Below are 22,415 nucleotides of genomic sequence, written 5' to 3'. Positions count from 1 at the left end.
TCGGCCTACCGCTTGCCCACCTTCTCCCAAAGCCACTTCGCCACCGCATCCGGCGATGAATTCGCGTCGTTGCCGCTGGCGCGCAAATTGGCCTCTCGCATCGTGGCGATGTCGATCTTGCCGAGCAGCGGCTCGAGCGCGGCCTGTAGTCGCTCATCGCCGGCGCGCTTCGGCGCCAGCAGCAGGATCGCGTCGTAGGGCGGGATCGCGTGCCTGGGATCGTCCAGCACGACCAGATCGTATTTCGCGATCAGCCCGTCGCTGGTGTAGCCGGCGATCACGTCGACCTCGCCGCTGGCGACGGCCGCATACATGAAATCCGGCTGCATCTGGCGCTGGGCGCGGAACGAGAGGCCATAGGATTTTTGCAGCGCCGCCCATTCGGGGCGCGAGAAGAATTCGTAGTCGCCGGCGATGGACAGCGCCGGTGCATGTGCGGCGAGATCGGCGATGGTGCGGATGCCGAGCGCCTCGGCGCGCTTCTTCGGCATCACCAGCGCATAGGCGTTCTCGAAGCCGAGCTCGCCGAGCAGGGTGATATGGTCCTTTGCGAGCGCCGTCTTGAGCTCCGCCAACAACTCCGCGCGCGGCTTGATGTCCGTGCGGTGCAGCTGGTTGGCCCACAGCGTGCCGGAATAATCGACATAGAGATCGATGTCGCCGGCCTTGAGCGCCTCGAAGATCACGCTGGAGCCGAGACCCGACCGCGCGGTCGCGGGGAGACCGGCGGCCTGGAGGCGGTCCCTCAGCAGGGCCGACAGCACATATTGCTCGGCGAATGTCTTGGCCCCGACGACATAGCTCTGCGACGAGCGTCCCATCGTCGGCACCAGCGTTGCGAGGACCAGCGCCGCGATCCCGATGCCGCCGAGCGCGGCAGGCAGGCGGCTGCGGTGGCGCAAGCCGCTCTCGATCAGGCCGAGCAGCTGATCGACGGCGAGCGCGAGCAGGGCCGAGGCAAAGCAGCCGAACAGCACGAACACCCAGTTCTGGGTCTGAAGCCCGGCAAAAATGTAGTTGCCGAGGCTGGTCTGCCCGATCGGCGTCGACAGGGTCGCGGTGCCGATCACCCACACCGCCGCGGTGCGGATGCCGGCCATCATCACCGGCAGCGCCAGCGGCAACTCGACCATGACGAGCGACTGCCGCGCGGTCATGCCGACGCCTTTGGCGGCTTCGATCAGCGCAGGATCGATGCCGTTGAGGCCTGTGATGCCGTTGCGCAGCACCGGCAGCATCGAATAGAGCGCGAGCGCCAGCATCGCCGGCAGGAAGCCGAAAGCGGAGAAGGAGATTCCGAACCAGGCGAGTGTCAAGGACGCGGCCAGCAGCAGCAGCGGATAGAACAGCGCGAGCAGCGCCAAGCCGGGCACCGTCTGCACGATGCTTGCGAGCGCGAGCAGGATAGCGCGCGGCGCCGGGCGGTTGCGGGTCAGGATCGCCAGCGGCAGGCTGACGGCGAGGCCGAGCGCGAGCGCGGCGAGGCTGACCCGAACATGGTTGCCGAGATAGTCGGGGAGATGCGACAGCGCCTCGCCCCAGCGCGGATCGGCGAACAGGCTCATGCCGCACCGCTCGGCGGCAGTAGCGCGTTCAGCCGCTCGACCTGGCGTCGCGGCGTGCGCAGCAGCTCCAGCACATAGGCGTCGCCGCTCGTCGAGAGGTCCGCGGGCGTGCCCTGCGCCAGCAGTTGTCCGCCGCGCATCACCGCGATGCGGTCGGCGAGCAGGATCGCCTCCGTCATGTCATGGGTGATCATGACGGTGGTCAGGCCGAGCTTGCGATGCAGTTCGCGAAAATCCTCGCCGAGCGCATCGCGGGTGAGGGGATCGAGCGCGCCGAACGGCTCGTCCATCAGCACGATGCGGGGCCGTGCCGCGAGCGCCCGAGCCACCCCCACGCGCTGGCGCTGGCCGCCGGAGAGCGCCTCGGGCAGGCGATCGCGATGCGCGCGACGGTCGAGTTGCACGAGCTCGAGCAGCTCGTCGACCCGCGCGGTGATGTCCGCTGCCGGTGCGCCCAGCAGCCTTGGCGTGATTCCGATATTGTCGGCGACGCTCAGATGCGGAAACAGCCCGCCGCTCTGGAAGACGTAGCCGATCCGGCGCCGCAGCGAGACAGGATCGACGGTCTGCACATCCTCGCCCTCGACCGTGATCGTGCCGGCATCGGCCTCGATCAGCCGGTTGGCGAGCCGCAGCAGCGTGGTCTTGCCGGAGCCGGAGCCGCCGACGATGGCCAGAAATTCGCCCTCGGCGATATCGAGCGACACATCGTCGACGGCCTTGAGTGAGCCGAAGTTCTTGCTGACGTGGGAATAGCTGATGGCAGGTTTGGAAGGCATTCGACGCGGCTCACTCTTCCTTACCCTCCCCTGGAGGGGGAGGGTCGCTCGCGCGAAGCGCGGGCGGGGTGGGGTGATCTCTCAACACGGGCGGTGTTGGACGTGGAGGGACCGTCACCCCACCCCGGTCCGCATTCCGCTTCGCTTCATGCGCACCGACCCTCCCCCTCCAGGGGAGGGTGAAGGAGGCGACGGACCCCATGCGTAGCACGCTTGGCGGCTCGATTGAACTTGGCCGCGCGAGCGGCTAAGGCATCGGGCCAAGTTCGGAGGGAACACATGACGACGCCCACGGCAGTGGCGCTGGAAGACGCCAAAGTCGCGTTCCGGCTGGGGGACGACCGGGTCTATACGGCGGTGGAGAAGGCCCATCTTTCGGTCGCGCAGGGCGAGTTCGTCGCCATCGTCGGGCCGACCGGCTGCGGGAAATCGACCCTGCTCAACGTCGCGGCCGGCCTGCTCAAGCCCGCCGCCGGCAGCATCAAGATTTTCGACCGGCCGCTTGCGGGGCTGAACCGGGACGCCGGCTACCTGTTCCAGGCCGATGCGCTGTTCCCCTGGAAGACCGCGCTCGACAATGTTGCGATCGGGCTCGAGATCGCGGGCACGCCCCGCGCCGAGGCGCTGCAACGCGCGCAAAAATGGCTGACTTCCGTCGGCCTCGGCGCCTTCGCCAACCGTTATCCGCACATGCTCTCGGGCGGCCAGCGCAAGCGCGTGGCGCTGGCACAGGTGCTGATCCGCGACCCAAAGATACTCCTGATGGACGAGCCGTTCGGGCCGCTCGATGCGCAGACCCGCCAGGTGATGGGCAATCTGCTGCTCGACCTCTGGAATGCCGACCGCAAGGCCGTGCTGTTCGTGACCCATGATCTCGAAGAGGCGATCGCGCTCGCCGACCGCGTCGTGATCATGTCGGCGGGGCCGTCCTCGCGCATCATCGGCGACTGGCGCGTGAGCTTGCCGCGCCCGCGCGATATTTTCGAGGTGCGGCTGGACAAGGAGTTCCATGCGCTCCACCGCGAGATCTGGAGCGTGCTCAAGGACGAGGTGATGAAGGGCTACGCGCAATCGACCCAAGCGGCGGAGGCGATCTGATGTCGCGCGTGACGCTGCTTGCGCTGCAAGTCCTGGTCGCCGTTGTCTGCCTTGCACTGTGGCAGCTCTTTGCGACCGTGCCGGTGTTCGGAAAAATCCTGTTGCCACCGTTCTTCTTCTCCAACCCGGTCGACGTGTTCAGCCAGATCGTCAAATGGTTCTCGTCCGGCGTGATCTGGAAGCATCTCGGCATCACGTTGACGGAATCGATTCTGGCGTTCGTGATCGGATCGCTCGGCGGCGTGCTGGTCGGCTTCTGGTTCGCGCGCCAGCCGCTGGTTGCCGCGGTGTTCGATCCTTACGTCAAGATGGTCAACGCGCTGCCCCGCGTCGTGCTTGCGCCGATCTTCGCGCTGTGGCTGGGCCTCGGCATCTGGTCCAAGGTCGCGCTCGGCGTGACTCTGGTGTTCTTCATCGTGTTCTTCAACGTCTATCAGGGCGTCAAGGAGGTCAGCCGCACCGTGCTCGACAATGGCCGCATGCTCGGCATGAGCGAGCGGCAGCTGATGCAGCATGTCTATTGGCCGTCGGCGCTGTCGTGGATGTTCTCCTCGCTGCACACCTCGGTCGGCTTCGCCGTGGTCGGCGCAGTCGTCGGCGAATATCTGGGATCGGCGGCGGGGCTCGGCTATCTGATCCAGCAGGCCGAAGGCATCTTCGACGTCGCCGGTGTGTTCGCCGGCATGTTCGTGTTGTCGGCCTTCGTCATCCTGATCGACTTCGGGGTGACGCTGGTTGAGCGCAGGCTGCTGGTCTGGCGCCCGACCGTGGACGGGCGGGGGTAGTCCGCCTCGTTTGGCTGCTGACGTTTATGTGATTGACCGCCCGGAATAGAACGCCCGGCCATACGTCATACCCCCATGCAACCACCTGCATGGGAGTTCAGGATGCCCCCCTCACAGTTCCGCCGCGCCGTAGCGGTGTTCGCAGGCAGATGCCGATGGCCCAGGCCCGGCCTCGGTACGGCGTTCCTTGCCGCGCCAATTCTGGTCGCGTCCGCACTCCCGCTGCTCGTGTTCGCGCATGAATCCCATCCGGCCGCCCCGCCGGCCGCGGTGAGCACGGAGGAGCGTGCGTTTTTGGAAGAAAACGAAGCGGCGATGACCAAGATGATGAACGACATGGCGGCCAAGCCGACCGGCGACATCGATCGCGACTTCGTCGCAATGATGAGTCCGCATCATCAGGGCGCGATCGAGATGGCGGTCATCGAATTGCGCTATGGCAAGAACGAGCAGCTGCGGCGCATCGCCCAGGAAATCATCGTCGACCAGATGCAGGAGATCGCGGCCATGAAGCTCGCGATCGGCGAGCCGGCGACAGACACCACGCCCGCCCCGACCCAACCGCCCTCCGCTCCCAACACAACCGTCCATCATCATCCGGGCATGCAGATGGATATGTCCACGGGAATGAAGAAGTAGGAGTCGCAGATGACCACGTCACGAAGCACCATGATGAAGAGCATTTTCCTGGCGGCCACGATGCTTGCGACGGGTTCGGTCGCGAGGGCGGGGCAGGCGCCGGGCGCGCTGTCCGGCCCCGATATTCCGATCAGCCACCACGACCGTGTGTACGCCGCAGAGCAGTTCTCGAATACGGTCTCGGTCACCGATCCCGTCGATAACAAGCTGCTTGGCGTGATCCGGCTGGGCGACCCGCAGCCAGGCAATTTCAGCCCGCTCTACAAGGGGCAGGTGCTCGTGCACGGTATGGGCTTTTCGCCCGATCACAAGACGCTCGCCGTGGTGTCGATCGGTTCCAATTCGGTGAGCTTCATCGACACCGCGACCAACGCGGTCAAGCATATCACTTACGTCGGACGATCGCCGCACGAGGCGTTCTTCACGCCGGACGGCAAGGAAGTGTGGGTCACCGTTCGCGGCGAGAACTACGTCTCCGTCATCGATCCGATCAGCTTCAAGGAGAAGACTCGCATCACGACCCCGAACGGGCCGGGCATGCAGATTTTCTCACCCGACGGCAAATACGGCTACATCTGCTCGTCGTTCAATCCCGAGACCGACGTCGTCTCGGTGGCCGAGCACAAGATCATCGCCACGGTGAAGCAGGAGAGCCCATTCTGCCCGAACATCGCGGCGACGCCGGATGGAAACCAGGTGTGGTTCACGCTGAAGGACGTCGGCCGGACACAGGTGTTCAACGCCAGGCCACCGTTCAACGCGATCAAGACGATCGATACCGGGCCGATCACCAACCACGTCAATTTCGCGCACACCGCCAAGGGCACGTTCGCCTACGTCACCATCGGTGGCCTGAACGAAGTAAAAGTGTTCCGCACCGACGATTTCTCGCAGGTCGCGACGATCCCGGTCGGCAATCTGCCGCACGGCGTCTGGCCGTCCGGCGATGGCACGCGCATCTATGTGGGGCTGGAGAACGCGGACGCACTCGCGGCCATCGACACGGCGACCAATAAGGTGGTCGGGAACGTTCCGATCGGCCAGGCGCCGCAGGCAATCGCGTATGTTCCAAATGCTGCGCCTAACCCTGATGACCGCCAGAATTTGCAGGCCCTCGGCGTTGCCGGCCAAGTCGCTCATCTCACGCTTGCGTCGAAGGACGGTGCGAAGGACGGCACGGCGCCGACCAGCGTGTCGCTGTTCGATCAGGGCCTGATTCAGATCTTGCAGGCTTCGGTGACGGGACTTCAGCCCAAGCAGAAATATGTGCTTGCCCTGGCGGAGCATGGCGACGGCAGTGGCCCGTTGCAGCCGTTGGCGGCGTTCATGACCAATCCGGCTGGATCTGCCATCGTCAATGTGGCCGGTCCGATCCGGCAGATCGTCGACCAGTCCGCCGCTGAAGCAAGGCGGTACCTGGTGATTGCGGCCGGTGACGCGGCCATGCCTGGTGAGGCGGTCCAGATCGAGGCGCGATGACGCGCCGTCCGACGTCGGCAAAGGGCAGGTGGAGCGGCTCGTGAAGGACATGCTGGTTCAGGTCGAGCCGCTTATCCCCGCGCTCCGCCGCTACGCGCGCGCGCTTTTGCGCGATCGCGTGGCTGCCGATGATCTGGTTCAGGATTGCCTGGAGCGTGCCGTCAGCCATTGGCATCAGCGGCGCGACGGCAGCGTGCGCGCCTGGCTGTTCAGCATCCTCCACAATCTGGCGGTCACGCAATTCCGTCAGGCGACGGCGCGGGGCAGGCATATGCCGATCGACGATGCAGGCGAGCGTGAGCTTGTCAGTGCCGCCGCGCAGGAGCACAGGCTGATCTATCAGGATGTCCTGAAAAAGCTTGCGAGACTGCCGGAAGAGCAGCGTGCCGTGTTGTTGCTTGTTGCGGTTGAGGATCTATCCTACGCGGACGCCGCGGGAGTGCTGAAGATCCCGGTCGGGACCGTGATGTCACGCCTGTCGCGCGCGCGGGAGAGGCTATTGCAGGAGATGGAGGGCGTGGCTCCAGGGAACGTCGTGGCATTGCGGGGCGTGAAATGAACCGCCGGCCGATCACCGAGGATGATCTCCACGCCTATGTCGACCAGGCGCTCGAGCCTGAGCGGCGCGCGGAGGTCGCATCCTATCTGGACGATCATCAGGATGTCGCCACGCGCGTTGCGGCCTTCGCCACCCAGCGCGAGCAGCTGCGCGGGGCATTTGCGTCGATCGCCGACGAGCCGTTGCCGGCCGAGCTGAATCTGTCGCACATCATCGAAAGCCGGAGGCGGTCTCCCATGCGGGCGTGGTGGGCGATCGCTGCGATGTTGCTTCTCGGCATCGGCGGTCTCGGCGGATGGACCATGCGCGGCGTCTTGCAGGAGGGCTCGAACGGACTGTCTGCGCTGGCACAGGAGGCGGCCTATTCGTATGGCGTTTACGCACCGGACCGCGTGCGGCCGGTCGAGATAAGGGCGTCCGACAGTGCCGAGCTCACGCGATGGGTATCGAATCGGCTGAAACAGCCGGTCAAGGTGCCGGACCTCTCCGGCTCAGGTTATCGGTTGATGGGCGGTCGCCTGGTTGCGACGTCGCACGGCCCGGCCGCGATGTTCATGTACGATGACGATCGCGGCGACCGGCTTGTCGTGCTGACGCGTCCGATGAGCAACCGCAACCTGGATACGCCGATGATGCCGCAATCGACCGGCGATGTCGCGGGCTTCGTGTGGGCAGATGGCGGCATGGGTTACACGCTCGTCGGCCAGCTTCCGGGAGACACCCTCAAGCCGATCGCGAACGAGATCCGGAAGCAGACGCGCCCGATCTAGCCTCGAAACCGACGAAATGGGCCCGCACGGCAGTGCGAGCCCGAACGTTCAACCGGCCCGAGTTGCGGGGAGCCTAATCCAGCAGCTTGGTGTCATCGGGCGCCTGCGGAGGCGTCTTGATCGCGATGGCCTTGACTTGACCGCTGATCGGCTTGGTGCCGCCATGCGGCGTTCCCTTGGGGATGATGACGAGGTCGCCGGGTTTCACCGTCACCTCCTTGTCGCCGAGCCAGATCGTCCCGGTCCCGTCCAGGATGTACTGGATCTCGTTGGTGTTGGGATGCATGTGCTTGGGCACATTGCCGACCTGGATCGAGATGGTGGCGCCGTCGGCGCTGGCAAACATCTTGGAACGGTAGCCGACATTGTTGGCGGGCCCGAGCGCGTCGCCTTCCATCTCGCCGGTATGGATGATCTGCGCGGTGACGTTCTCCGCGGCCAGCGCCGGCCGGAGCAGTTGGTTTGCGCCGCATCCGGCGGCAAAGGCGGCGGCGATCGACAGCCCGATTGCAAGGCGATTCATGGATGATCCTCCCCATCAAGAATTGTTCTTGTCTGAGCATGTTATTGCGCCGAAAGGCCAATGGCCAGTGCCACTTAAGCGGTGCTTCTCAAGCCAGTCCCGCTGCTCTATGGTGCCGCCGGCCGAACGGAGGAAACCAATGAAGAACACGATTGCCAGGCTCGCCGGCGCGCTGCTCGCGCTCACGCTCACCACCGGTCTTGCCGCGGCGCAAAGCAAGGTCACCATCGCGATCGGCGGCGGCGCCTGCCTGTGCTATCTGCCGACGGTGCTGGCAAAGCAGCTCGGCGAATACGAGAAGGCGGGCCTCAATGTCGAGCTCGTGGACCTCAAGGGCGGCTCGGACGCGCTGAAGGCCGTGCTCGGCGGCAGCGCCGACGTGGTCTCCGGCTATTTCGACCATTGCGTCAACCTCGCCGCCAAGAAGCAGGAGCTTCAAGCCTTCGTGGTCTATGACCGTTATCCCGGCCTCGTGCTGGTGGTCTCGCCGTCGCACACGAACGAAATCAAGTCGATCAAGGATCTCGCCGGCAAGAAGGTCGGCGTCAGCGCGCCCGGCTCCTCGACCGACTTCTTCCTCAAATATTTGCTCAAGAAGAACGGGCTCGATCCCGCCGGCACCGCCGTGATCGGCGTCGGCCTCGGCGCCACCGCCGTGGCCGCGATGGAGCAGGGGCAGATTGACGCCGCCGTGATGCTCGATCCCTCCGTCACCGTGCTCCAAGGCAGCCACAAGGATCTGCTCATCCTCAGCGACACCCGGACCCAGAAGGACACGCTCGAGACGTTCGGCGGCGAATATCCGGGCGGCGCGCTGTACTCGACCGTGGCCTGGATCAACGGCCACGAGAAGGAAACGCAGGCGCTCACCAACGCAATGCTGGCCACGATCGGCTGGATCCATTCGCATTCGCCGGAGGAGATCATGGCGAAGATGCCGGACGAGATGGTCGGCAAGAACAAGGAGCTTTATCTCGCCGCGCTGAAGAACACGATCCCGATGTTCTCCGAAACCGGCAAGATGGACCCGAAGGGCGCGGACGCGGTGCTCGCGGTGTTCAGCGTCGGCTCGCCCGAGGTGGCCGCCGCCAAGATCGACGTCAGCAAGACCTTTACCAACAAGTATGTCGATCAGGCCAAGAAGACCACGGGGAATGCCAAATAACTGACGCGAAGGCATTGTAATCAGCTGTCATGACGTCATTGGTCATTCATCGCGTCACGACGCTTGATCTTGCCGTGCGGCCAATCGCCTGGCCGTTCGCGGAGGAACGCCGCGCCGAGATCGCGGCGCATTTCGCCGAGAAGCAGCGCGAGCGGCCGAAGATGTGGAACGGCCGCGTCCTGCTCGGGCGCGATGCCGTGTTCACGGACGGCCATCTCGCCGCGACCTATTTCGAGACGGATTTCGCGAGCTTCCTTGCCTGGCGCGACTGGGGCTTTCCCGACAGGGCCGTGTTCAACGGTTTTGGCATGGGCGCGCTGCGCGCCTCCGACGGCGCCTTCATCATGGGCGAGATGGCGCAGCACACCGCCAATGCGGGCCGCATCTATTTCCCCTCGGGCACGCCCGATCTGGACGACGTCAGTGACGGCGCGCTCGACATTCCCGGCAGTGTCATCCGCGAACTCGGGGAAGAGACCGGCTTGACCGCGGCCGACTACCGGACCCAGCCGGACTGGCACTGTGTCGTCACTGGTCCGTCGATTGCAATGATTCAAATCATCAACCTGGACATGCCGGGTGACGTGGCCCGGGCCCGGATCGAGGCCAACCTCGCCCGCGAAGCCGAACCGGAGTTGTCGGCCATTCATCTCGTGCGCGGGATGAGTGATCTCACGCCGACCATGCCGCGATTTGTCACGGCCTTTATCGAGCAGCAGTTCGCGTCGCGCTGAAGCGCGAGGCTTGACATCGCTGCCCCCAGCCCATGTGATGGGCCAAAAAGCAAAAGCAAGAAGACTGCAATGCACAATCGTCCAGGGAGGTTTTAATGCGCCTGCGCATGGCTGCCCGCTTGGTACGTGGGCTGTTGGTCGCGATATCAGCGACGGGCTTGATGGCTTCGGCCCAGGCTCAAGAGAAGAAGATCAAGATCGGCGTTGTTTTCGACCTGACCGGGCCTCTCGCGGGCGGTGGATCTGAGCTCGGCTATATCGGCGCAAAAATTATTCTCGACCATTTCGCCAAGACCGGCGTCGAGGGCTACATGATCGAGGCGGTCTACGCCGACGCGCAGAGCAAGCCCGACATCGCCATCAACGAATCCGTCCGCCTGCTCGAGCAGGAGAAGGTGGACATGGTGCTCGGCTTCTTCTCCTCGGCGCAATGCGTGCCGGTCGCCGCCCGCGTCGAGCAGCTCAAGAAGTTCATGTGGATGACGACCTGCATCTCGTCGGCCGTGTTCAACGACAAGGGCTACAAATACGTGTTCCGCCCGCAGGCGAGCGGCGACCAGTTCGGCATGATGACGATGGATTTCATCGCGCAGAATGCCAAGGCGAAGTTCGACAAGGAGCCGAAGGACCTGCGCGTCGCCATCATCCACGAGGATGGCGCCTATGGCGTCGACGTCTCCAGGGGCAATGAGGCAGGCGCGAAGAAGGCGGGCTTCAACGTCGTGATGAAGGAAGGCTATTCGGCGACGGCGCCCGATCTCTCCGCGCTGGTGACCAAGCTGAAGCGTGCCAAGCCCGATGTCATCTTCCACACCGGCTACAACCCTGACATCACGCTGTTGCTGCGCCAGGCCCGCGAGCAGGGGCTGAAGTTCGGCGCGCTGATGGGCCATGGCGCCGGCTACGGCGTCTACGAGAAGCTGAAAGAGGGGATGGGGGTCGACGCTACCTACATCTTCAACACCGACCCGATCTCGATCTGGCTCGCCAACCAGAAGACCATGGATCCCAAGCTCCCGCCCGTCATCAAGATGGTCGGCGAGGAGTTCGACAAGATCAGGCCCGGCGTTGCCATCCGCTCGGCGCATGTCGGCATCGGCGCGTCCAACACTTACGTGTTCATGAGTGATGTGCTGCCCCGCGCGATCAAAAAGTATGGCGGCGTCGATCCCGACGCGCTGCGCAAGGCCGCGCTCGACACCGACATCCCCGAAGGCGGCACGATGCTCGGCTTCGGCGTCAAGTTCTACGGCGAGGGCACGCCGATGGCCGGGCAGAACGAGCGCTCATTCCCGGTCGTGATCCAGTACATCGACGACAAATCCTCTGTGGTGTGGCCCAAGAGTCAGGCGCAGCGCGAGGCCGTGCTGCCGCTGCCGAAGGGCACCACCTACAGCAACCAGTAGCGGCGGAGCAGGGCGGTGCTGGAAGTCAGCGGGCTGGTGAAGCGGTTTGGTGGCTTCACCGCCGTCAACAACGTGTCGTTTCGGGTCGATCAGGGCGAGATCCTCGGCCTGATCGGCCCCAACGGCTCGGGCAAGAGCACGATCTTCAACATGCTCTCCGGCACGCTGGCGCCGACAACCGGCTCGATCCTGTTCGGCGGCGCCGAGATCGCAGGCCTTGCGCCGCACCGGATCATCAACAGCGGCATCGGCCGCACCTTCCAGATTCCGCGGCCGTTCCGGCGCCTGACAATCTTCGAGAATGTCGCACTGGCCGGCTTCTACGGCCAGGGCCGCCACAGCCGTGCCAGGGCGGAGGAGGCGGCCGAGCGGTCACTTGCGATGGTGGGCTTGCCGACCGATCGCCATGCCAGCGTCGATGGCCTGGGCGCAGCCGGCCTGAAGAAGCTCGAATTGGCGAAGGCGCTCGCCACCGCGCCAAAACTGCTGCTTGCCGACGAGAGCCTCGGCGGTCTCGACGAGACCGAGATGGACCAGGCGGCGGACATGCTGCGCAACATCCGCGACGAGCTCGGCATCACGATCATCTGGGTCGAGCACATCATGGGCGTGCTGATGCGCGTCGTCGACCGCGTCATGGTGCTCGATCACGGCGAGAAGATCTCGGAAGGCTTGCCGAGCGCGGTTGCCGGCGACCCGCGCGTCATCGAGGTCTATCTCGGCACCGATGCCGAGACCACGCAGGCCGCGGCGGCGGAAGCGCGCCGCCGCTCGGGAGGCTAGACGATGCTGGAGCTTCGTTCGGTCAGCGCGGGTTACGGCACGTTCCAGGCGCTGTTCGACGTCAATCTTGACGTGAAAGCGGGCGAGGCCGTCGGCGTCATCGGTCCGAACGGCGCCGGCAAGACCACCCTGATGCGCGTCATCTCCGGCCTGATCCGTCCCACGCGCGGGTCGATCAGGATGGAGGGCGTCGATGTCGTGGCGACGCCGCCGCACAAGATCGTCAGCCTCGGGATCGCCCATGTGCCGGAGAACCGGCGGCTGTTTCCGCAGCTCACGGTCGACGACAATCTCAAGATGGGCGCCTTCATGAAGGAAGCGCGCGGCCACTATGCCGAGCGGCTGGATGTCGTGTTCGACCTGTTTCCGCGCCTGAAGGAACGCCGCCACCAGATGGCCGGCACCATGTCCGGCGGCGAGCAGCAGATGTGCGCGATCGGCCGCGCGCTGATGTCGAATCCAAAACTCCTGCTGCTCGACGAGCCGTCGGCGGGGCTGGCGCCAGTCGTGGTGCAGCAGGTGTTCGAGCTGGTGAAGCGGATCCGCGCCCGTGGCCTGACGGTGCTGATCGTCGAGCAAAACGTGCAGCAGGTGCTGAAAGTGGTTGATCGCGCCTATCTGATCGAGGCGGGCACGATCCGGGCGTCCGGCACCTCGGCCGAGATGCTGGCGAGCGACACGGTCAAGGAAGCGTATCTCGGGGTATGAGGTTCATGCAGGCATGCAAGCTTTTTTGGGCATTTTCGACATCTATCTGCTGGAGGCCGTGATCAACGGCATCCTGCTCGGCGGCGTGCTGGCACTGCTCGCGCTCGGGCTCAATTTGATCTTTGGCGTCATCGACGTGACCTGGATCTGCTACGCAGAGCTGGTGATGATCGGCATGTACGCCATGTATTTCATCGTGCAGTATTACGGCCTCAGCTACTTCATCGCAGCGCCGTTCACCATTTTGCTCGTCGCGATCCTCGGCGCCGCGCTGCACTACCTCGTGATCGCGCCGCTGCTCACCGCGCCGCCGATCAACCAGCTGCTTGCGACAGGCGGGGTGCTGTTCGTGCTCCAGAGCTTTGCCACCGTCGCCTTCGGCATCGACTTCCGCAATCTCGGCATCCGCCTGCCGGTGCTCGCCTTCGGCGACATGAATTTCAGCTACGCGCGGCTGCTATCCTTTCTGGCCGCGCTGGTCGGCATGGTCGCAGTGTACCTGTTCATGACCCGCACCTTCACCGGCACCGCGATCCGCGCCATCTCCCAGGATCGGCAGATCATGGCGCTGATGGGCGTCGACACGAAGAGAATGTATCTCATCACCTCCGCGCTCGGCGGCGCGCTGGCTGGGCTCGCCGCTTGCCTGCTGGTGCTGCAATATGACGTGCATCCCTTCGTCGGCCTCTCCTTCGGACCGATCACCTTCCTGATCTGCGTGCTCGGGGGGCTCGGCAATTTCATCGGCGGCTTCATCGCCGCCTTTGTGTTCGCCGAGATCATCTCGCTCGGCGGCCTGTTCTCCGACCTCGAATGGGGCTACGTGCTCGCCTTCGCCTTCTTCATCGTCATGATGTTCATCCGGCCCGCGGGCCTGCTTGCGAGGCGCCGATGATGGGGCAGGGCCGGCTTGTGGCGTGGGCAATCGGGCTTGCAGCATTGATCGCGCTGCCCTTCCTCTATCGCGACCCCTATCATCTGCACATTCTGGTGCTGATCCTGATCTGGTCGTTCGCCTACACGTCCTGGTCGATGATGGGACGGTTCGGTCTGGTCTCGCTCGGCCATGGCGGCTTCATGGGGATCGGCGCCTATGTCACCGCGCTGCTCTGGAATCATCTGGGCTGGTCGCCCTGGATCGGCATCCCCATCAGCATGGTTGCGGCGGGTGCGCTGGCGCTAATCGTCGGCTATCCCTGCTTCCGCTTCCGTATCACCGGACATTATTTCGTGCTGGTGACGCTGGCGCTGTCAGGCATCGTGCTTCAGGTCATTACCGCGACGCGCGACTATACCGGCGGCTCGCTCGGCTATACGCCGAATCGCGCCTCCGGCAACAAGCTGCTGGCGCTGCAATTCGACGACAAGACGACCTGGTATCTGATCGCGCTCGGGGTCTGGCTTTTCGGCATCGTGGTCTGGCACTGGGTCGACCGCAGCATGGCCCGCTACGCGCTCGAGGCGATCTCGGAGGACGAGGATGCCGCGGCCGCCGCCGGCGTCGATGTCACCGCGGAGAAGCTGAAGATCACGCTGCTCAGTGCGGTGATGACGGCGCTCGCCGGCGCAATGTACTGCCAGTACCAGATGTTCATCACCCCCGACACCGTCAGCGGCATCGCGGTGTCTCTCCAGATGGTGTTCGCGGCCATCGTCGGCGGCCTGTTCGTCTCGCTCGGCCCGACCTTTGGCGCTGTCATCACCATTCTGCTGGCGGAAACCCTGCGTATCGGCTTCGGCACCAAGGCGGTCGGCTGGGACAACCTCGTCTATGGCGTGCTGCTGGTCCTTTTCATCATATTCCTTCCCAAGGGCATCCTTGGTAGCCTGCTCGACCGATTGAAGCCGCAACGCAAGGTGCCCCGCGCTCATGAGCAAGAAGCCGTCCAAATCGCTCGCCCAGGAACTTGACAGCTACATCACGCCGTTCCGTTACGACGGATCGGGCAAGTTTCACCTCAAGGATTACAAGACCAACGAGAAGGGCGATCTCGACAAGGAGAAGGCGCAGGAGATTCTCGACGCCAACAAGAAGCGGATGATCGAGTTTCAGGAGAAGCTCTACGCCCAGGACCGCTGGTCGGTGCTGATCGTGCTCCAGGCCATGGACGCCGCCGGCAAGGATTCTGCGATCAAGGCGATCTTCGAGGGCATCAATCCGCAGGGCTGCGAGGTCCATGCTTTCAAGGCGCCGAGCACCAAGGAGCTCGATCACGATTTCCTCTGGCGCCACGCGATCGCGCTGCCCGAGCGCGGCCATATCGGCATCTTCAACCGCTCCCATTACGAGGAGTGCCTGGTCACGCGGGTGCACCCGGAGATTCTTGCCAGGCAGAAGCTGCCGCAAGGGCTCGTCACCAAGAACATCTGGAAGGAGCGGTTCGAGGACATCTCCGCTTTCGAGCGCCATCTCAGCCGCAACGGCACGGTGGTTCTGAAATTCTTCCTCAATCTATCCAAGGAGGAGCAGCGCGAGCGCTTCCTTGAGCGGCTCGAGGAACCGGCCAAGCAGTGGAAGTTCTCGATGGACGACATCAAGGAGCGCGCGCTGTGGCCGCGCTACCAGGCGGTCTATCAGGACATCGTCCGGCATACGGCAACGTCGCACGCGCCCTGGTATGTCGTGCCGGCCGACCACAAATGGTTCGCGCGCGTCGTGATCGGCTCGGCGATCGTCGCGGCGCTCGAAAAGCTCGACCTGCGCTTCCCCCGCGCCGACAAGGCCTCGCTTGGCGAATTCGACGAGGTGCGCAAGGCGCTGGAGCGCGAGGGGAAGGGAGGCCGGAAGCCCGCAAAGTGACCGCCCGTGAGACCAGCAACCAGAAGAACGTCAACTTCGCGCTCCAGGGCGGCGGCGCGCACGGCGCCTTCGTCTGGGGCGTGCTGGACCACGTGCTCGAGGACGGCAGGCTCGCCATCGAGGCGATCAGCGCTACAAGCGCGGGCGCGATGAATGCGGTGGTGCTGGCCTCAGGCATGGCCATCGGTGGAGCCGAGGCGGCGCGGCAGAACCTGCATGCGTTCTGGTACGAGGTCTCGCGGATGGATCAGGTCTATGACCTGTTCTCGCCACTCAACCAGTTGATCCAGGCCCTCAAGCTGCCGCCGGAATATCACCCTGTCCATGCTTTCATCCACACGCTGACGCACACGGTGCCGCCGAACCTGCTCAACCCCCTCCACTTCAATCCGCTCCGGTCGTTGCTGCTACGCGTGGTCGATTTCGATCGGCTCAATTCATCGCCGGACGCACCGCAGCTCTTTCTCAACGCAACGAATGTCCGTACCGGCAAGATCAAGGTGTTCCAGACGCCGCTGCTCAGCGCGGAGACCGTGCTCGCCTCGGCCTGTTTGCCGCCATATTTCCAGGCGGTCGAGATCGACGGCGAGCATTATTGGGATGGCGGCTATCTCGGAAATCCCGCGATCTTTCCGCTGATCTATCGAAAAGGTAGCCAAGACGTCATCATCGTGCAGGTGACCGCGATCCGGCGTGACGAACTGCCGGCGAGCGCCGCCGACGTTCTCCATCGCATCAACGAGATCAGCTTCAATTCGTCACTGATGCGTGAGATGCGCGCGATTGCCTTCGCGACCCGGCTGATCGACAATGGCGAGCTCGATCGCAACACGCACAGCCGCATGTTCATGCACTGGATTGGAAACGACCAATTGATGTCGCAGCTCGGAACGGCCACGCAGTTCCATCCCGAATGGAGTCTGTTGTGCCGTCTGCGTGACGAGGGGCGCGAGGCCGCGCGAAGCTGGCTGACGCAAAACTTCGACTTGATCGGCAGCTCGTCGACGGTTGATTTGACTGAAATGTTTCTCTGATTTCGAGGTTGTCGTGTACAAGCCTGCTGTCGTCGTTTCCCTGTTCGCCGCGCTCTCGATCGCCGGTTCCGCGCGCGCCCAGACCTATGGGGGCGATGCGCCGGTCTGCCTGCACGTCTTCGGCGAGTTGGAGGGCGAGCGGATGGACTGCATTTTCTCCTCGTTCGCCCAGTGTCAGGCAAGCGCGCAGGGGCGTCCGGCGACATGTCTGACGAATCCGTATTTCGCGCAGGCGCCGTCGGCGAGGACAGGGCGGCGCGTTCGCTAGCGGCGATCCCTAGGGTGGGCAAAGCAAAGCGTGCCCACCAATCTTCATCCGGCGAGAGGTGGTGAGCACGGCGCAAGAGCGCCTTTGCCCACCCTACGATCTCAGCGCGAGCGAAGCTCGTCGCGTCTGAGCAAGCCGACCCTCAATACCCGCGGCCCCACCAGTAGCAGAAACGCTCGATATTGGCGGGAAGGGCGGTCTCGTAATTCGCCCATTTCTCGTATTTCGGCAGCTTCACTTCCTTCATCGCGGTGTCGAAGCATTTGCCGGCATCGGCGGCCTTCTTCACCTCCGCGGACAGATCTTCCATGTACGCGATGTCGTCCTCGACGTCCTTCTTGGTGCCAAAGCGCCCTCCGGCATAGGGATGGCCGGGGATCATCCGCTCCCAGTCGAGCGAGGCCAGCTTCTTCAGCGAGGCGATATACTCGACCGGCGAGGCGTTGTCGGGAATGTTGCGGAACTGCACGGACTCGATCGGCGCGAAGTCGACGACGAAGACGATCTTCTCCTTCGGCAGCCGCATCACCAGCGAATTGTCGGAGTGGTTGCGGCCGACATAGTTCAGCTCCAGCGTGGTGCCGCCGAGCGTGATGCTCTTCTTGTCGTCGATCACCTGGTCCGGCATCACGACATCGGCGAGCAGCGAATTCTGCTTCTTCAGCTCGAGCAGGCGCTCCTTGGTCCGCCGGTGCGCAATGAAGGTGGCACCGAGATCCTTGAAGGGCTGGCCGCCGGCGATGTGGTCGTAATGGTGGTGGCTGTAGATGACGTATTTGATCGGCTTGTCGGTGACGGCCTTGATGGCGTCGATATAGGGCTTTGCCGGACGCAAATACGAGATCGGGTCGGTCGCGATCACGCCCTGCGGCGTCACGATGAACATCGACTGATGACCGCCATAGCGGAAGACGTAGACGTTCTCGGTGCCGTCGACCTTCTTGGTCGAGGTCTGCGGCGGGGTCTGCGCGAAGGCTGATCCAGTCAGGAGGGCCGCGACAGCGGCGATGCAAAGTAATGCTTTCATGTCTTGCTTTCTGGAAATGGATGGAATGCGGAAGGCGAATGGACTCTCTGACACAAACGCGGCGGGAGGGAATTTATTCCCTGATCCACTGTGATCAATCTGTCGAGGTGGGAGGGAACACGTCCTCAAATGTGATACCGGCACCATTGATCCTGCTTGACAGTTTTATGTCACGGGAGGAGCATCGTGCTGGTCGCGAATACGCGACGCGTAACGTCCACCTCATGAGCAAGGGGAGGTCTATGACTCCACCTCCGCAGATCCAGCCGCGTTAAGTGCGATGGAGCTCGTTCGGACTATCGCATAGCGGCAGAAACCGCGAACGGCACGCCGGGTCAAGGTTTAGCGGGCTGCATCAGTGAGGCAAAGCCCCTACCTTCCCGGCGCTGTATTTTGCATCACACCGATCATGTCGGATGGCCGTGATGCGGCCGCCGCGATAGGCGCTTTGACATCCTGCTCTCTCCTCCTCCTCCTCGCCGTCATTCCGGGCCGACTCCCGGAATGACGGACGAGCTTTGCTGTGCGCATCGCACTCGGTTGATGTTCGGCCGCACGGGGCCGACGGTTCCCGTTCCTGCACCGCGGCAAATGCCAAGAGAATGTCGCCGCGTTGGCCAACTTCCGACACAGCGCCGGGGCGAATAGCGTCGATACGACATGACGCAGTGCTTCGGCGGCGACAGTCCCGACTCCGCCGGCGCATGCGCTTTTCCAGGGAATCCTCGTGTCGCACAAGCTTGCCCCGGCGTTCCTCGCCGCTCTCTTCATCGCGATCTCATCTCTTTCCACCGTTCGCGCCGAGCCGCCGGCCGCCAATAGGGCCGCCGCACTGTCGCCGGAGGAAGCCAAGCGGGCGCTGGAGACGCTCCAGGACGACAAAAAACGTGCGAAGATGATCGATACGCTGCGCGTGATCGCGAATGTGCCCGGTCAGCAGCAGCCCGTGCCCGCCGCGCCCGAGCAGAAATCGCCGATCCCGCTCTCGGCCGACGGCCTTGGCGCACAGCTCCTGCTCACGGTGTCGGAAGAGATCGGCGAGATATCGCGCGAGATCGCCGACGTGGCGCGGACGCTGACGCATTTCCCCGCCTTCTATTACTGGATCGTACGGACCGCCAACGATCCCGTCGCCTACAACCTCCTGATCGAGATCGCGTGGAAGCTCGCGCTGGTGCTCGGCTGCGCCATTGCGGCGGAGTGGGTGATCTTCCGCGCGATCCGGCGACCGGTCGCCTTCCTGGAAGGACGCGTACCCCAAACCGCGCGCCTGCCGGCGCAGGTGCTGCCCATCGCCGATCCGCCCTCATCGGTCGCCGATGTCACGCCCGCGCCCGAACTGCACAAGCGCCGCCACAGTCTCGCACGTGTCTGGCAATTGCTGCTGCGGCTGCCCTTCGTGCTCGGGCGTCTCCTGCTCGAGCTGCTTCCCGTGTTCGTTTTCATCGGTGTCGCAACCGCACTGCTCGGCACGGAGATCGGCGATCCAGCAACCGTCCGCCTCGTGATCCTGGCCGTCGTCAATGCCTATGCGTTCTCGCGCGGGCTCATCTGCGTCGTCCGCGCGCTGGCGGGGCCGTTTGGCCTGGTTCCGGTTCGGGCAGAAACCGCGGCCTATATCGAGATCTGGGCGCGGCGCATCGTCGGCGTCGGTGTCTCCGGCATCGCCTTCGCCAATGTGGCGCTGCTGCTCGGCCTGCATCGCGCCGGCTATGCCGCGCTGCTGCGCATGGTGTTGCTGGTCGTGCATCTCTTCGTCGTCGTCATCATCCTGCAATGCCGCCGCCAGGTCGCCGAAGCCATCCGCGCCCCGGCGGAGCGGCAGGGGATCGCGGCGCGCCTGCGCAACCGCATTGCCGGCGGCTGGCACTATCTCGCCATCGCGCTCGACCTTGCGCTGTGGGCGGTGTGGGCGCTCAACATCCGCAATGGCTATTCGCTGCTGCTGCAATATTTCGTCGGCACCGTCGTGGTCGCGCTGATCACGCGCGTCGCCATCATGGTGACGCTGAGCCTGATCGACCGCGGCTTCCGCATCAGGCCGGAGATCCTCCAGCGCTTTCCGGGCCTCGAGATCCGCGCCAACCGCTATCTGCCGTTGCTGCGCAAGATCGTATCCAGCGTGATCGCGTTCATCGGCTTCGTGGCCGTGCTCGAAGTCTGGGGCGTCGACGCCATCGTCTGGTTCTATGGAGGCCAGATCGGCGGCCGGCTGATTTCGGCGGTGGCGACCATCGGCATCGCCGTGCTCATTGCTGCCGCCATCTGGGAAGCCAGCAACGCGCTGCTGGACCGCCAGATCAACACGCTGTCGCGCGACGGGCACTACGCCCGCGCCGCGCGCCTGCGCACCTTCCAGCCGATGCTGCGGACGGCGCTGCTCTGCCTGATCGCCACGGTCGTCGGCCTCACGGCGCTGAGCGAGATCGGCGTCAACGTCGCGCCGCTGCTGGCCGGCGCCGGTATCGTCGGCATCGCCATCGGCTTCGGCTCGCAGAAGCTGGTGCAGGATCTCATCACCGGCCTGTTCCTGCTGCTGGAGAACACGGTCCAGGTCGGCGATAATGTCAGCGTCTCGGGGCTGTCCGGCGTGGTCGAGAACGTCTCGATCCGCACCATTCGTCTGCGCGCCGGCGACGGCGCCGTGCACATCGTGCCGTTCAGCGCGGTGACGACCATCACCAATGCCAGCCGCGGCGCCGGCAATGCATCCGTCAGCGTCAATGTCGCCTACAAGGAAGACACCGACCGCGCCGGCCAGATCCTCAAGGACATCGTCGAGGAGATGCGCCGCGAGCCGGAGTTTCGCGCGGCAATTCGCGGCGACCTCGATCTGTGGGGCATCGACAAGGTCGATGGTGCCATGGTGTCGATCGTCGGCCAGATCCGCTGCACGGAGGCCGGCCGCTGGCCGGTCCAGCGCGAATTCAACCGCCGCATGAAGCTGCGCTTCCAGCAGAACGGCATCGAGGTCGCATCCCCGGTCCAGACTATCCTGATGCAGATCGCGCCGCCGGCTGATGGCGCCACCAATCTGGCCCCGCGGCGGGCGGCTGGTTAGCGCTCGGCATAATTTCCAGCTTGCCTCTGCCCGCCCGGCAGCGTTCACTCCGGCCCCAGCCCGCTGACAACATGCGGGCGATGAAAAAGGGTGGATGGAATGCAGGGGCTGTGGGCCGGACTACGCGGTCATGTGATCGTCATTTGCGCGTTGATCGGATGTGCGGCGTGGACCGTACCGGCGGGCGCCCAGCCGTTCCCGTCGCGCCCCATCACCCTCGTGGTGCCGTTCGCGGCGGGTGGCCCGACCGACACGCTGGCGCGGATCCTGTCCGAGCGGATCGCCGCTCAGCTGCACACGACCGTCGTGGTCGAGAACGTCGCCGGTGCCTCCGGCAGCATTGCGGGCGCCCGCGTCGCGCGCGCGACGCCTGACGGCACGACGATCACCATCGGCCATTGGGGCACGCATGTGCTGAACGGCGCAATCTTCAAGCTGCCCTATGATGTGATCGCCGATTTCGAGCCGGTCGCGACGATCGCGATGGGAACGCAGCTGATCGTTGGCCGGAAGTCGCTCGAGGCCAACAATCTGAAAGAGATGATTGCGTGGCTGAAGGCCAGCCCCGGCAAGGCGACTGCTGGCACGGCTGGTGCCGGCACGGGCGCACACGTCGCGGGCGTCTTCTTCAAGGAGAAGACCGGGACCGATTTCCAGTTCGTGCCTTATCGCGGCGCCGGACCCGCCATGATCGATCTCGTCGCCGGCCAGATCGACATCATGTTCGACCAGGCCTCGAACTCGCTGCCGCAATACAAGAACGGCGCGATCAAGGCGTTCGCGGTGACGTCGCCGACGCGGCTCGCGTCCGCGCCTGATATCCCGACCGTCGACGAGGCGGGCCTGCCCGGTCTCTACATCTCCTACTGGCACGGCATCTGGGCACCGAAGAACACGCCGAAGGAGATCGTCACAAAGCTCAACGCGGCCATCGTCGCGGTGCTTGCCGATCCCGTTGTCAAGCAGCGTTTCGCCGAATTGGGGCAGGAGATTCCGCCTGCCGACCAGCAATCGCCTTCGGCGCTCGGCGCATTCCAGAAGGCGGAGACCGAGAAATGGTGGCCGATCGTGAAGGCCGCCGACATCAAGCCCGAGTAGTTCTGCTGCGTTGACCTCTTCTCGCGCGCAAATGCCGGCTTTTCACGAAATCTCGCTGCGGTGCGAGATCACAATCGAGCCTTGAGTCTCTACGTCCTTGATCTCAGGTGAGCGCTGGCCGACAATGTTTGCCC

22 protein-coding genes are annotated in these 22,415 nt (G+C 64.3%); 18 read left to right on the top strand and 4 right to left on the bottom strand.

From position 1 onward, the window contains the following. Positions 1-5: 5 nt before the first annotated feature. The gene (locus AB7245_RS34445) at positions 6-1,565 is read right to left on the bottom strand and encodes a glycine betaine ABC transporter substrate-binding protein (protein ID WP_063981633.1); all 1,560 of its coding nucleotides are present in this window, start codon (positions 1,563-1,565) and stop codon (positions 6-8) included. Beyond that, positions 1,562-2,344 (bottom strand): ATP-binding cassette domain-containing protein, encoded by a 783-nt coding sequence (locus tag AB7245_RS34440; RefSeq protein WP_063981634.1) that lies wholly within the window; start codon positions 2,342-2,344, stop codon positions 1,562-1,564. The genes AB7245_RS34445 and AB7245_RS34440 overlap by 4 nt, the downstream gene beginning before the upstream one ends. A gap of 279 nt (positions 2,345-2,623) precedes the next feature. Here AB7245_RS34440 and AB7245_RS34435 point away from each other — a divergent pair, with 279 nt between their 5' ends. From AB7245_RS34435 to AB7245_RS34410, 6 genes are all read left to right on the top strand, one after another. Continuing rightward, a complete protein-coding gene (locus AB7245_RS34435) occupies positions 2,624-3,442 on the top strand; it encodes an ABC transporter ATP-binding protein (RefSeq protein ID WP_014493075.1) in 819 nt (272 codons plus the stop codon). Then, a complete protein-coding gene (locus tag AB7245_RS34430; RefSeq protein WP_063981635.1) occupies positions 3,442-4,227 on the top strand; it encodes an ABC transporter permease in 786 nt (261 codons plus the stop codon). The genes AB7245_RS34435 and AB7245_RS34430 overlap by 1 nt, the downstream gene beginning before the upstream one ends. Before the next feature lie 102 nt (positions 4,228-4,329). Beyond that, the gene (locus AB7245_RS34425) at positions 4,330-4,866 is read left to right on the top strand and encodes a DUF305 domain-containing protein (protein ID WP_063981636.1); all 537 of its coding nucleotides are present in this window, start codon (positions 4,330-4,332) and stop codon (positions 4,864-4,866) included. Positions 4,867-4,875: 9 nt separating this feature from the next. Then, a complete protein-coding gene (locus tag AB7245_RS34420) occupies positions 4,876-6,345 on the top strand; it encodes a YncE family protein (protein ID WP_063981637.1) in 1,470 nt (489 codons plus the stop codon). Positions 6,346-6,394: 49 nt separating this feature from the next. After that, the gene (locus AB7245_RS34415) at positions 6,395-6,904 is read left to right on the top strand and encodes a sigma-70 family RNA polymerase sigma factor (protein ID WP_210387729.1); all 510 of its coding nucleotides are present in this window, start codon (positions 6,395-6,397) and stop codon (positions 6,902-6,904) included. Then, positions 6,901-7,674, top strand: a complete 774-nt coding sequence (locus tag AB7245_RS34410) for an anti-sigma factor family protein (RefSeq protein WP_063981638.1) — start codon at positions 6,901-6,903, stop codon at positions 7,672-7,674. Before AB7245_RS34415 ends, AB7245_RS34410 begins: the two co-directional genes overlap by 4 nt. Before the next feature lie 73 nt (positions 7,675-7,747). Here AB7245_RS34410 and AB7245_RS34405 read toward each other — a convergent pair whose 3' ends face one another. Continuing rightward, entirely contained in the window at positions 7,748-8,197 is a 450-nt protein-coding gene (locus AB7245_RS34405; RefSeq protein ID WP_015684397.1) for a cupin domain-containing protein, read from the bottom strand. A 139-nt stretch (positions 8,198-8,336) separates the two neighbouring features. On the opposite strand from AB7245_RS34405, the gene AB7245_RS34400 reads away from it, so the two are divergent. From AB7245_RS34400 to AB7245_RS34355, 10 genes are all read left to right on the top strand, one after another. After that, positions 8,337-9,362 carry an ABC transporter substrate-binding protein gene (locus AB7245_RS34400; RefSeq protein WP_063981639.1) on the top strand — a complete coding sequence of 342 codons (1,026 nt, stop codon included), beginning with the start codon at positions 8,337-8,339 and terminating at the stop codon, positions 9,360-9,362. A gap of 29 nt (positions 9,363-9,391) precedes the next feature. Then, positions 9,392-10,096 carry a hypothetical protein gene (locus tag AB7245_RS34395; RefSeq protein ID WP_063981640.1) on the top strand — a complete coding sequence of 235 codons (705 nt, stop codon included), beginning with the start codon at positions 9,392-9,394 and terminating at the stop codon, positions 10,094-10,096. Between the two features lie 95 nt (positions 10,097-10,191). Continuing rightward, positions 10,192-11,502 (top strand): ABC transporter substrate-binding protein, encoded by a 1,311-nt coding sequence (locus tag AB7245_RS34390; protein WP_063981641.1) that lies wholly within the window; start codon positions 10,192-10,194, stop codon positions 11,500-11,502. Between the two features lie 15 nt (positions 11,503-11,517). Next, positions 11,518-12,285 carry an ABC transporter ATP-binding protein gene (locus tag AB7245_RS34385; RefSeq protein ID WP_063981642.1) on the top strand — a complete coding sequence of 256 codons (768 nt, stop codon included), beginning with the start codon at positions 11,518-11,520 and terminating at the stop codon, positions 12,283-12,285. A 3-nt stretch (positions 12,286-12,288) separates the two neighbouring features. After that, positions 12,289-12,993: an ABC transporter ATP-binding protein gene (locus AB7245_RS34380; RefSeq protein ID WP_028150400.1), complete on the top strand. Its 705-nt coding sequence runs from the start codon at positions 12,289-12,291 to the stop codon at positions 12,991-12,993. A 13-nt stretch (positions 12,994-13,006) separates the two neighbouring features. After that, complete coding sequence (locus AB7245_RS34375) at positions 13,007-13,888, top strand: branched-chain amino acid ABC transporter permease (RefSeq protein ID WP_063981643.1); 882 nt, start codon at positions 13,007-13,009, stop codon at positions 13,886-13,888. After that, complete coding sequence (locus tag AB7245_RS34370; RefSeq protein WP_063981644.1) at positions 13,885-14,904, top strand: branched-chain amino acid ABC transporter permease; 1,020 nt, start codon at positions 13,885-13,887, stop codon at positions 14,902-14,904. The genes AB7245_RS34375 and AB7245_RS34370 overlap by 4 nt, the downstream gene beginning before the upstream one ends. Next, positions 14,864-15,793 carry a polyphosphate kinase 2 family protein gene (locus AB7245_RS34365; protein ID WP_063981645.1) on the top strand — a complete coding sequence of 310 codons (930 nt, stop codon included), beginning with the start codon at positions 14,864-14,866 and terminating at the stop codon, positions 15,791-15,793. Before AB7245_RS34370 ends, AB7245_RS34365 begins: the two co-directional genes overlap by 41 nt. Continuing rightward, positions 15,790-16,827 (top strand): patatin-like phospholipase family protein, encoded by a 1,038-nt coding sequence (locus tag AB7245_RS34360; protein WP_063981646.1) that lies wholly within the window; start codon positions 15,790-15,792, stop codon positions 16,825-16,827. The genes AB7245_RS34365 and AB7245_RS34360 overlap by 4 nt, the downstream gene beginning before the upstream one ends. A gap of 13 nt (positions 16,828-16,840) precedes the next feature. Continuing rightward, positions 16,841-17,095, top strand: a complete 255-nt coding sequence (locus AB7245_RS34355) for a DUF3551 domain-containing protein (RefSeq protein WP_063981647.1) — start codon at positions 16,841-16,843, stop codon at positions 17,093-17,095. A gap of 142 nt (positions 17,096-17,237) precedes the next feature. On the opposite strand, the gene AB7245_RS34350 is transcribed toward AB7245_RS34355, so the two are convergent. Continuing rightward, positions 17,238-18,122, bottom strand: coding sequence for an MBL fold metallo-hydrolase (locus AB7245_RS34350; RefSeq protein WP_063981648.1), 885 nt, complete (start codon positions 18,120-18,122; stop codon positions 17,238-17,240). A gap of 727 nt (positions 18,123-18,849) precedes the next feature. On the opposite strand from AB7245_RS34350, the gene AB7245_RS34345 reads away from it, so the two are divergent. Both AB7245_RS34345 and AB7245_RS34340 read left to right on the top strand, forming a co-directional pair. Then, entirely contained in the window at positions 18,850-21,183 is a 2,334-nt protein-coding gene (locus tag AB7245_RS34345) for a mechanosensitive ion channel domain-containing protein (protein WP_063981649.1), read from the top strand. 99 nt (positions 21,184-21,282) lie between these two features. Beyond that, entirely contained in the window at positions 21,283-22,281 is a 999-nt protein-coding gene (locus AB7245_RS34340) for a tripartite tricarboxylate transporter substrate-binding protein (protein ID WP_354102693.1), read from the top strand. Positions 22,282-22,415 lie beyond the last annotated feature (134 nt).

The organism is Bradyrhizobium sp. 604_D8_N2_3 (assembly GCF_051810765.1).
Classification (GTDB): Bacteria; Pseudomonadota; Alphaproteobacteria; order Rhizobiales; family Xanthobacteraceae; genus Bradyrhizobium; species Bradyrhizobium barranii.
The sequence above is the reverse complement of the archived record's forward strand: the minus strand, read 5'-3'. Positions and strand labels throughout refer to the sequence as shown.

Excerpts from the sequence above, each read along its gene's own strand:
- AB7245_RS34445 (WP_063981633.1), bottom strand. The coding sequence starts at position 1,565 with ATGAGCCTGTTCGCCGATCCGCGCTGGGGCGAGGCGCTGTCGCATCTC.
- AB7245_RS34440 (WP_063981634.1), bottom strand. The coding sequence starts at position 2,344 with ATGCCTTCCAAACCTGCCATCAGCTATTCCCACGTCAGCAAGAACTTC.
- AB7245_RS34435 (WP_014493075.1), top strand. The coding sequence starts at position 2,624 with ATGACGACGCCCACGGCAGTGGCGCTGGAAGACGCCAAAGTCGCGTTC.
- AB7245_RS34430 (WP_063981635.1), top strand. The coding sequence starts at position 3,442 with ATGTCGCGCGTGACGCTGCTTGCGCTGCAAGTCCTGGTCGCCGTTGTC.
- AB7245_RS34425 (WP_063981636.1), top strand. The coding sequence starts at position 4,330 with ATGCCCCCCTCACAGTTCCGCCGCGCCGTAGCGGTGTTCGCAGGCAGA.
- AB7245_RS34420 (WP_063981637.1), top strand. The coding sequence starts at position 4,876 with ATGACCACGTCACGAAGCACCATGATGAAGAGCATTTTCCTGGCGGCC.
- AB7245_RS34415 (WP_210387729.1), top strand. The coding sequence starts at position 6,395 with ATGCTGGTTCAGGTCGAGCCGCTTATCCCCGCGCTCCGCCGCTACGCG.
- AB7245_RS34410 (WP_063981638.1), top strand. The coding sequence starts at position 6,901 with ATGAACCGCCGGCCGATCACCGAGGATGATCTCCACGCCTATGTCGAC.
- AB7245_RS34405 (WP_015684397.1), bottom strand. The coding sequence starts at position 8,197 with ATGAATCGCCTTGCAATCGGGCTGTCGATCGCCGCCGCCTTTGCCGCC.
- AB7245_RS34400 (WP_063981639.1), top strand. The coding sequence starts at position 8,337 with ATGAAGAACACGATTGCCAGGCTCGCCGGCGCGCTGCTCGCGCTCACG.
- AB7245_RS34395 (WP_063981640.1), top strand. The coding sequence starts at position 9,392 with ATGACGTCATTGGTCATTCATCGCGTCACGACGCTTGATCTTGCCGTG.
- AB7245_RS34390 (WP_063981641.1), top strand. The coding sequence starts at position 10,192 with ATGCGCCTGCGCATGGCTGCCCGCTTGGTACGTGGGCTGTTGGTCGCG.
- AB7245_RS34380 (WP_028150400.1), top strand. The coding sequence starts at position 12,289 with ATGCTGGAGCTTCGTTCGGTCAGCGCGGGTTACGGCACGTTCCAGGCG.
- AB7245_RS34375 (WP_063981643.1), top strand. The coding sequence starts at position 13,007 with ATGCAAGCTTTTTTGGGCATTTTCGACATCTATCTGCTGGAGGCCGTG.
- AB7245_RS34370 (WP_063981644.1), top strand. The coding sequence starts at position 13,885 with ATGATGGGGCAGGGCCGGCTTGTGGCGTGGGCAATCGGGCTTGCAGCA.
- AB7245_RS34365 (WP_063981645.1), top strand. The coding sequence starts at position 14,864 with ATGAGCAAGAAGCCGTCCAAATCGCTCGCCCAGGAACTTGACAGCTAC.
- AB7245_RS34350 (WP_063981648.1), bottom strand. The coding sequence starts at position 18,122 with ATGAAAGCATTACTTTGCATCGCCGCTGTCGCGGCCCTCCTGACTGGA.
- AB7245_RS34340 (WP_354102693.1), top strand. The coding sequence starts at position 21,283 with ATGCAGGGGCTGTGGGCCGGACTACGCGGTCATGTGATCGTCATTTGC.